The 8,823-nt window shown below is 74.5% G+C and carries 7 protein-coding genes; 2 read left to right on the top strand and 5 right to left on the bottom strand.

Going from position 1 to position 8,823, the window contains the following annotated elements; all coding sequences use genetic code 11:
• On the top strand, positions 1–2,218 hold a 2,218-nt coding region (locus ACTHLI_RS15585; RefSeq protein WP_440185615.1), incomplete at its 5' end, for a DUF3418 domain-containing protein.
• A 7-nt stretch (positions 2,219–2,225) separates the two neighbouring features.
• Here the strand turns inward: ACTHLI_RS15585 and ACTHLI_RS15580 are convergent.
• The 4 genes from ACTHLI_RS15580 to ACTHLI_RS15565 all read right to left on the bottom strand — a co-directional run bounded on the left by ACTHLI_RS15580 (position 2,226) and on the right by ACTHLI_RS15565 (position 6,506).
• On the bottom strand, positions 2,226–3,047 hold the full coding sequence (locus ACTHLI_RS15580; RefSeq protein WP_440185613.1) for a sulfurtransferase: 822 nt from the start codon (positions 3,045–3,047) through the stop codon (positions 2,226–2,228).
• Between the two features lie 12 nt (positions 3,048–3,059).
• A complete protein-coding gene (locus ACTHLI_RS15575) occupies positions 3,060–4,232 on the bottom strand; it encodes a GAF domain-containing protein (protein WP_440185611.1) in 1,173 nt (390 codons plus the stop codon).
• Between the two features lie 64 nt (positions 4,233–4,296).
• Positions 4,297–5,778 carry a DHA2 family efflux MFS transporter permease subunit gene (locus ACTHLI_RS15570; RefSeq protein WP_440185609.1) on the bottom strand — a complete coding sequence of 494 codons (1,482 nt, stop codon included), beginning with the start codon at positions 5,776–5,778 and terminating at the stop codon, positions 4,297–4,299.
• Positions 5,779–5,978: 200 nt separating this feature from the next.
• Positions 5,979–6,506, bottom strand: coding sequence for a DUF1697 domain-containing protein (locus ACTHLI_RS15565; protein WP_440185607.1), 528 nt, complete (start codon positions 6,504–6,506; stop codon positions 5,979–5,981).
• Between the two features lie 251 nt (positions 6,507–6,757).
• Here ACTHLI_RS15565 and ACTHLI_RS15560 point away from each other — a divergent pair, with 251 nt between their 5' ends.
• Complete coding sequence (locus ACTHLI_RS15560; protein WP_440185605.1) at positions 6,758–8,086, top strand: MFS transporter; 1,329 nt, start codon at positions 6,758–6,760, stop codon at positions 8,084–8,086.
• Positions 8,087–8,121: 35 nt separating this feature from the next.
• Here the strand turns inward: ACTHLI_RS15560 and ACTHLI_RS15555 are convergent.
• The coding region (locus tag ACTHLI_RS15555) for a ribonucleotide-diphosphate reductase subunit beta (RefSeq protein ID WP_440185603.1) at positions 8,122–8,823 on the bottom strand (702 nt) is incomplete at its 5' end.

Genomic DNA, 8,823 nt, shown 5'->3' with positions numbered 1-8,823 from the left:
GGCCGCCGCCGGCCCGGATCTCCTGAACGACGAAGGGGGCCCGCGCGCCGATGCGATCCACAAGAGCCTGCTCGCGGGCCTCCTGTCGCAGATCGGGCTGCGCGACGACCGCACGGCGGCACCGAAGGGACCCGGCGCCCGGCCGACGCCCCGCCGCGGCGCGGTCGAGTTCATCGGGGCGCGCCAGCTGCGGTTCGTCGTGTTCCCGGGGTCCGGGCTGGCGAAGCGGCCGCCGCGCGCGCTGATGACCGCGGAGCTCGTCGAGACCTCGCGGCTGTTCGCGCGCATGAACGCCGCGATCGACCCGGCGTGGGCCGAGCAGATCGCGGGCGACCTGGTCAAGCGCACCTACGGCGAGCCCCGCTGGGAGCAGCGGCAGGGCGCGGCGGTCGCCGACGAGCGCGTGACGCTGTTCGGGGTCCCGATCGTCGAGAAGCGCCGCATCCAGTACGCGCGGCTCAACCCGGCGCACGCCCGCGACCTCCTCCTCGAGCATGCGCTGCTCGACGGCGAGTGGACGCCCGGCCGCGCCGGCGACACCCGCGACCCGCTCTACGCCTTCGACCGGGCGAACCGCCGTCTCCGCACCGAGCTCGACGAGGAGGCGGAGCGCACCCGCAGCAGGCCCGTCGACGACCAGCGGATCGTCGACTTCTACGACGACCGGATCCCCGCCGACGTCACGGACGTCCGGCGCTTCGAGGCGTGGTGGCGGACGGCGCGCGAGGAGGCGCCCGACCTGCTCACCATGCGGAGGGCGGACCTGCTCGATGAGGAGGAGCAGGCGGAGGTCGACGAGCGCGCCTTCCCGCCGACGTGGCAGCAGGGCGACCAGCGCCTCCGCCTCGCGTACCGCTTCGCGCCGGGTGCCGTGGACGACGGCCTGACCGTGCGGGTGCCGCTCCCGCTCCTCGCGGGCCTCTCGCCCGCGGGCTTCGATTGGCTGGTCCCCGGGTTCCGCGAGGAGCTCGTCACCGCGCTGCTGAAGAGCCTGCCCAAGCCGATCCGTCGCCACGTCGTTCCGGCCGCCGACTGGGCGCGACGCCTGCTGCCGGAGCTGCCGCCCGGCCCGGAGACCGGCGCCGATCCCGGCCCGCTCGTCGACGCCCTGGCGCCGGTGATCCGACGCGTCGCCGGCGTCGCCGTCACCGCAGCCGACTTCGATCAGTCCCGCCTGCCCGCGCACCTGAAGCCGGCCTTCGCCGCGACCGACGCCCCGCGCGGCAGGAGGGGCGCGCCGCAGGAGGTGGGCCGCAGCACCGACCTCGCCGCCCTGCAGGCGCGCTTCGCGGACCGCGCCAGGACCTCCGCCGCCCGCGTCGTCGCGCGACCCGCGCCGGGCTCCGCACCGATCGAGCGCACCGGGATGACGGCGTGGGAGATCGGCGACCTGCCGCGCGTGCTCGACACCCGGGCGGCCGGCGGCGTGGTGCGCGCCTACCCGGCGCTCGTGGACACCGGGTCCGCGGTCGACGTCCGGCTCCTCGCGACGCCGGAGGAGCAGCTCGCCTCGACCCGGGCCGGGGTGCACCGGCTCCTCGCGCTCGCGACCCCGTCCCCCGCCGCCTACGTGCGCGACCACCTCACGGCCGCGGAGAAGCTCGCACTCGGCGCGAGCCCGTACCGGAGCACGGAGGCGCTGTTCGACGACTGCCTCGACGCGGTGATCGACCGGGTGCAGCTGCGCGTCGCACCGGACGGCGTCGCCTGGGATCCGGCCACCTTCGCCAGGATGCGGGAGGCGCTCGCCGCCTCCGTGGTCGACGAGCTCTTCCAGGTCGTCGGCGCCGCCGCGGCCGCGCTCGCCGGCGCACGGGACGCCGACCGAGCGATCCGACAGGCGACGTCCCTCGCTCTGGTGCCTGCGCTCACGGACGCCCGTGCGCAGCTGGAGGCGCTGATCCACCCCGGCTTCGCGCGCATCGACGGCGCGGACCGCCTCCCGCGCCTCGCCGTCTACACCGCGGGGATCGTCCATCGGGTGGAGCGCCTCGCGGCGCAGGCCAACCGCGACCGGGTGTGGATGCACGAGGCGCAGGCGGCCCAGGCGCTCTACCTCGCCGCGGGTGGCACGCTGCCGCTGCAGGCGGGCCTCCGCAGCGAGCTCGTGCACGCCAGGTGGCTGCTCGAGGAGTTCCGGCTCAGCCTCTTCGCGCAATCCCTCCCGACCGCGGAGCCCGTGTCGCTGCAGCGGATCCGCAAGGCGCTCGCGGCGTGAACCCGGTTCAGGGCGTCGCGCCCGTGGCGACCGGCCGATCGGGGTCGTTCGACCAGGCGCTCCACGAACCCGGGTAGAGCGCGGCGTCGATCCCCGCGACGGCGAGGGCGAGCACCTCGTGGGACGCGGTCACGCCGGATCCGCAGTAGGCGGCGACGGGGCGCGCGAGGTCGATTCCGAGGGCGGCGAAGCGCTCGCGCAGCGCCTCCGGCGTCAGGAAGCGGCCTTCCGCGTCGAGGTTGCCTGCGGTCGGTGCGCTGACCGCGCCGGGGATGTGCCCGGCGCGCGGATCGACCGGCTCGACCTCGCCCCGGTACCGCTCGCCCGCGCGTGCGTCGAGCAGCGTTCCGCGGAACCCGGCTGCGGCGTCCGCGTCGAGCACCGGGAGGTGCCCCGGCTCGAGCCGCACGTCCCCCGGCTCCGGAGCCGCATCCCCCTCCTCGACCGGCAGGCCCTCCCGCAGCCAAGCGCCGAGGCCGCCGTCGAGCACGCGGACGTCCCGGAGGCCCGCGTCCCGCAGCAGCCACCAGGCCCGCGCCGCCGACATCCCGCCGAGATCGTCGTAGGCGACCACGACCGAGTCCTGCCGGACGCCCCAGCGCCGGGCCGCGGCCTGCAGCGCCGCGGGCGCCGGCAGCGGGTGCCGCCCGCGCGTGCCGCCCGGTTCCCCGGCGAGCTCGTGGTCGAGGTCCACGTACACCGCGCCAGGGAGGTGCGCCGCGCGGTACGCCGGGCGCCCGTCGGGCACGTCGAGCCGCCAGCGCACGTCGAGCAGCACGGTGCGCGGGTCGTCGAGGAGCGGGAGGAGGTCGGTCGGGGTGATCAGCACCGCTCGATGCTGTCAGGCCCCGGCGGCTCCGGCGAGCACGGGCGATCCGCCGACGGGCGGCCGGTCGACGCCGGTGATCTCGGCCTGCGCCAGGAGCGCCAGGTCGCGGAGCACGGACAGGTCCAACCCGCGCACGTCCCGCGGCTCGTGGTCGTAGACGCAGAACGACCCGATCCGGTGACCGTCCGCGGCCTCGATCGGGTGCGCCGCGTAGAACCGCACGGGATCCGGCCCCTCGACCATCGGCGAGTCGCGGAACAGCGGGTCGAGCGTCGCGTCGGCGATCACCGTCGGTCCGGGCCGCTCGACGGTGAACGAGCAGTAGGACCTGGACCTGGGGGTCTCGATCCGCTCCGCACCGGCGGCCGCGAGCTTCCACTGCCGGTCGTGGTCGATGAAGTTGATCTCGGCCGCCTCGGTGCCGAACGCGGTCCGGGCGAGCTCGACCAGGTCGTTCAGCCGGGGCTCGGCCGGTCGGCCCACCACGTGGAGGGCGTCGAGCGCCCGCTGTCGTCCGGGCTCGGCGTCCGGCCGCTCGCGGAGCGCCGACGCGGTGCTCGCCGGGTCCACCTCGTCGAGCCGGTGGACCGCGGCGGCGACCTCCTCCCCCAGCGCGGCCGCCCACGCCCGCGACCGCTGCAGGTCCCCTTCGGCTGCGTCGACCGTGCGGAGCCGCACCCGGACCGAACCGAGCCGCCCGACCGCCGACCGGAGGCGGTCCTCCGGCGCCGCGGCGTGCCGGGAGCGCTCCGACACGCCGGCGGGCGGCCCGAAGACGACCACCTCGGTCGCCGCAGCCGCGTCCTCGATCACCTCGGTGAGCAGGTCCCCCACCCTCGCGAGCGTGCGGGGACGCCGCGCGGTGTCGAGCCCCTCACCCAGTGCCACGAGGACGACGTCGTAGCGCCACAGGCGCCAGGTGTGGAACACGCCCTGCACCGCCCGCAGCACCGGCGCGAGGTCGGAGAGCACGTCGAGGTCCACCCCGTGCCGCGTCGCGAGCCACATCCGGTCGGCGGCGCGCTCCGCGAGCGAGGCGCCATCGACCTTCGGGAACAGGTGCCCGCGGTCGCCGATGAGCAGCACCTTCACCGGCCGCACACCGGAGTGGTGCAGACGCAGCATGGACAGGCGGGATCCCGGGCCGGTCGACGGGTAGCGGTCCACAGCACCTCCGGGGCCCATGATCGCGCCCGAACCTCCGACCGGGACGGGCGCCACCGCTCGCGGGGGTGCCCGTCCCGCTCCGTCAGTGCCCGGCGGGCACCGGCGCGGCGTCGGGCACGCGCTGCACGAGCGTGCCGATCGCGATCGCGACGACGAACACGCCCGCGCTCACGAGGAACGCGAGGCGCGTGCCTGCCGACTCGGCGGCCGCGGTGCCGCCCCCGCCGCTCCAGCCCGCGGCGCCGACCGCGAGCAGCGCCACCGAGAGCGCGGTGCCCGCCGCGCCGCCCACCTGCTGCACGGTCGCGAAGATCGCGCTGCCGTAGGAGGTGAAGCGCTGCGGCACCGCCGACAGCCCCGCGGTGAACACCGAGGGGAGCACCGCGGCGAGGCCGAAGCTCAGCGCCACGTGGCAGAGCAGCACCTGCCACGCCTGCGTGGTGGCGGTGAGGATCGTCCCGAGCAGCAGGAGCGCGACCATCGCGATCGCGAGCCCCGGGATCAGGAGCGGGCGCGGCCCGAACCGGTCGTACAGCCGCCCGACGACCGGACCGAGGAGCCCCATCACGAGTCCGCCCGGCAGCACCAGCAGCCCGGTCTGCAGCGCGGTCAGCCCGAGCACCTGCTGCAGGTAGATCGGCAGCAGGATCGCGCTGCCGAGCAGCCCGAGGAACGCGAGCGCGCCGGAAACGACGCTCGCCGTGAAGACCCGCGAGCGGAACGCGCGCAGGTCGAGGAGCGCGGTGTCGGTGCGCTGCAGGGTCCGCTGCCGCAGGAGGAACAGCGTCAGGGAGACCGCGCCGATGACGAGCGGCACCGCGACCGCGACGGGATCGATGCCGCCGGCGGACGACGCCCCCTGGCCGACCGCGTTCAGCCCGTACACGAGGCCGCCGAACCCGATCGCGGAGAGCGGGATCGACAGCCAGTCGATCGGCACGTGCCGCGGCTCGCCGAGGTTCGGGATCAGCCGCAGCCCGATGACGAGGCCGGCCGCCGCGATCGGCAGCACGCACCAGAACAGGAACGGCCACGGCAGCGCGCTGAGGATCAACCCGGACACCGTCGGACCGATCGCGGGCGCGACCGAGATGACGATCGAGATGTTGCCCATCATCGCGCCGCGCCGCGCGGGCGGGACGATCGTCATCACCGTCGTCATCAGGAGCGGCGTGATCACCGCGGCGCCGACACCCTGCACGACCCGCGCGACGAGGAGGACGGAGAAGGTCGGCGCGAGGGCGGCGAGCAGCTCGCCCGCGACGAAGGAGCCGAGCGCGATCGCGAACAGCGAGCGCGTCGTCATCCGCTGGATCAGGAAGCCGCTGACGGGGATGACCACCGCCATGGTGAGGATGAACGCGGTCGACAGCCACTGCCCGGTGCTCGCGTCGACGTGGAGGTCCTTGATGAGCACGGGGATCGCGACGCTCATGATCGTCTCGTTCAGGACGATCACGAACGCGGAGACGAGCAGGACCGCGATCGCGGTGGCGTCGCTCCTGCTGAGTCGCTGGGGCTCGCCCGCGACCCGCTTCGCGGTGCGGTCGACGGTCTCGGTCACGAGGCCTCCGGAGGTCGGCAGGTGGCGTCCTTGACGGGCTCCACGCCGGAGCCGGGACGACAGGGGAGGATTCGGCACCGTCCCCCGACGGGTCACCGGGTCCTGAACCTCGACGACGTCCCGAGCATTCCATCGACCTCCGACAGGGAGCAACGGCGGTCACCGGATGTTCAGCGGACGGTCCGGCGCCGGCGGAGCCGTCAGCCGACGGCGAGGATCCGTTCGAGCGTCCTGATGCTGCGCGTCGTCACCGCACCCGACCGCTGCCGTGCACCGAACCGCTTCCCGAACCGGGTCTCGAGCGTACGGCCCTTCGGGGCGTCCCAGTAGAGGACGTCGTGCCCGTGCTGCACCCGCTCCTCGTCGGGGTCGAGGTCGCCCGCCGCGTCGACGAGCTCGGCGAGCGCCGCCGGGGCCTCGGCGAACACCACGTACGCGTGCCGGTCGTCCGCGCGGGGGAAGGGGTAGCCGTCGACCGCGGCGCGCACGACGGCGAGGTCGACCGCGATGACCGCGACGTCGAACCCGAACCGGTCGGCGACGACCTCGTGCACGCGGCCGGCGACCGCCGCGGGGTCCTCCTCCGGCACCGTGAGGAGCACGTTGCCGCTCGCGAGGACGGTCCGCACCTCGGCCGCACCGCCCTGCTCCAGCGCGGCGGCGAGGTCCGCCATCCGGAACCGGACGCCTCCGACGTTCACGCCGCGCAGCAGGGCGACCGCCCGCATCCGCACCCCCTCCGAGGATCAGGCCGGGCCGGTCTCCCCCAGATGGGATCCGGCCCGGCTCGACGCGCGGCCGTGCCCCGCTCGATCGCCTCCGCTCAGGGGGCGACGATCGAGGTGGAAGGCGCGCCGATGTTCATGGATGAATCTGCCATGCGCATCACCTCCTCGGACCCGATCGTGCGCCGGAACGCCTCCGGATGCAAGAGGCGGCACCGAGCGGACGCCCGCCCGGTGGTTCCTAGGCTGTGGAGGTGAGCGACGGCGCCTTCTCCGCCCGGTACCGGGTCGCGACCGTCGGGGTGTTCGCGCTCGGCTTCCTCATCGCGTTCGAGGCGCTCGCCGTGACGACGGCCATGCCGATCGCGGCGCGGCAGCTGCACGGACAGCCGCTCTACGCGCTCGCGTTCTCCGCCTTCGCCGCGGCGGGTGTGATCGCGAACGTCGCGGGCGGCGCCTGGTGCGACCGGAGCGGGCCGAAGCCGGCGCTGGTGGCGGGCGTCGCGCTGTTCGCGGTCGGCCTGCTCGTGGCGGGGACCGCGCCCGGGATGCCGGTCCTCATCGCCGGCCGGGTGCTGCAGGGCGGCGGCGCGGGCGCGATCGGGGTGGCGCTGTACGTGCTGGTCGCCCGGGTGTACCCGGAGGGGCTGCATCCGCGGATCTTCGCGCTGCTCGCGGCCGCGTGGGTCCTGCCGTCGCTCGTCGGCCCGTTCGCGTCCGGCGCGGTCACGCAGCTGGTGTCGTGGCACTGGGTGTTCATCGGGATCATCCCGCTCGTCGCGGGCGCGGCGGCACTGCTGGTCCCGCAGCTGCGCTCGCAGCCGATGCCGGGCACCGGCGGAGCGCTGCCCGTCCGGCGCATCCTCTGGTCCGCTGTCGCCGCGGTGGCCCTGCTCGCGATCCGCCCGCTGGTCGACGTGCCGCGGATCGGCCCCGTGCTCGCTGCCGTCGCCGTGGTCGCCGCGGTCGCCGCGCTGCGGCCGCTGCTCCCGCCCGGCACGCTCCTGGCGGTCCGCGGGCTCCCCTCCGTCGTGATCGCACGCGGCATGTTCAGCGCCGGGTTCGCGGCCGCGGACGCCTACCTGCCGTACTCGCTGATCGCGCTCCGCGACGTGTCGCCCACGATCGCCGGCGGGATCGCGACGGTGGGGGCCGTCTCCTGGGCCACCGGCTCGGAGCTGCAGAGCCGGCTGAGCCGGCGGCTCTCCGATCGGGGCTGCATCGGGCTCGGAGCGGCGTCGTTCTTCACCGGCGCGGTCGTGGTGGGCGCCGGCACCGCGGCCGGCCTCATCCCCGTCGTCGTGGTCGGGTGGCTCCTCGCGGGGCTCGGGATCGGCACGGCCTTCCCACGGCTCAGCACGTCGACGCTGGCGCTCTCCGCGCCGGAGGAGCGGGGCCGGAACAGCGCCGCCCTGCAGATCGGGGACGGGTTCGGCAACGGGCTCGCGCTCACCGTCGTCGGGATCGTGACCGCGTTCGCGCCGGCGGCGCAGTTCGCCGGGGCGTTCGGCCTCGCGGCGCTCCTCGGTCTCGGCGTGCTGCTGGTCGCCCCGCGGACGGCGGTTCCCGCCCTCGCGCGGTAGCCCACCTCCGGTGGGGCTACCGCGCGAGTCGGTCGTCAGCGGGAGACCGTGGCCTGCGCGTTCGACTCGTAGGAGGTGTTCGTCGACTCGAAGAAGTTGACGAGCTGGAGGGTGTCGTTCGCGGTCGCCATCCACTTCGCCGGGTTCGAGACCTTGTACTCGGGCTCGAAGCCGAGCTCCTCGAGCCGGCGGTCCGCCAGGTACTTGACGTACTGGTTGATGTAGTTCGCGTTGAGCCCGAGGATGCCGCCGGGGAGCAGGTCGCGGTTGTACTGCTCCTCCATCTCGACGGCGTTCAGGATCATCGAGCGGATCTCCTCCGCGAACTCCGGCGTCTGCAGGTCCTCGTTCTCCTCGAGCACCGTGAGGATCAGGTTGATCCCGAACTTCAGGTGCAGGGACTCGTCGCGCACGATCCAGTCGACGAGCGAGCCGAAGTTGCGCAGCAGGTTCCGCTGGCGGAAGGAGAGCGCGACCATGAACCCCGAGTAGAACCAGATCCCCTCGAGGATCACGTTGTACGCGACGAGGTTGCGGACGAAGTCGCGCTTGCCCTCGGTGGTCGTGATGTCGAGGGTCTGCTCCGACATGCGCTTGATGAACTCGACCTCGAAGGCCTCCTTGGCGGCCATCGACGGGATGTCCACGTGGGAGTTGTAGGCCTCGTCGCGGTCGATCGGGAACGTCTCGAGGACGTACTCGAACGACATGCAGTGGTTCGCCTCCTCCCACATCTG

Origin of the sequence: Amnibacterium sp., from assembly GCF_051956055.1 — a bacterium.
Lineage (GTDB): Bacteria > Actinomycetota > Actinomycetes > Actinomycetales > Microbacteriaceae > Amnibacterium.
The sequence above is the reverse complement of the archived record's forward strand: the minus strand, read 5'-3'. Positions and strand labels throughout refer to the sequence as shown.